The following is a 273-nucleotide window of genomic DNA, read 5'->3' as shown; positions in this document are numbered from 1 at the left end:
GGACTATCACGTATTATCAATGGATGATGTGAATTCACCAGTTGTTGACCATGGACAAGTCCTTCACGTTAAAGATGTCCCTTGGGCAACGAAACAAATATGGGCACCAGATGCTGCTTACAAGAATGATACATACTATTTGTATTTCCCTGCGAAAGATAAAGACGGTATTTTCCGTATCGGAGTACCTACAAGTAAGAGCCCAGCTGGTCCATTCAAAGCAGAAGAGAATTACATTCCTGGAAGCTTTACAATTGACCCTGCTGTATTAGT

1 protein-coding gene is annotated in these 273 nt (G+C 41.4%); it reads left to right on the top strand.

Going from position 1 to position 273, the window contains the following annotated elements; translation table 11 throughout:
- Nucleotides 1–19 precede the first annotated feature (19 nt).
- Nucleotides 20–273 (top strand): family 43 glycosylhydrolase (locus tag AOA60_RS24000; protein ID WP_218240851.1); only part of this gene is annotated, 254 nt, incomplete at its 3' end.

Source organism: Pseudomonas sp. 2822-17 (genome assembly GCF_002742485.1).
In the GTDB taxonomy this organism is placed as follows: Bacteria; Pseudomonadota; Gammaproteobacteria; order Pseudomonadales; family Pseudomonadaceae; genus Aquipseudomonas; species Aquipseudomonas cyclaminis.
Note: the sequence above shows the minus strand (reverse complement) of the source record. Positions and strands in the feature narration are given on the sequence as shown.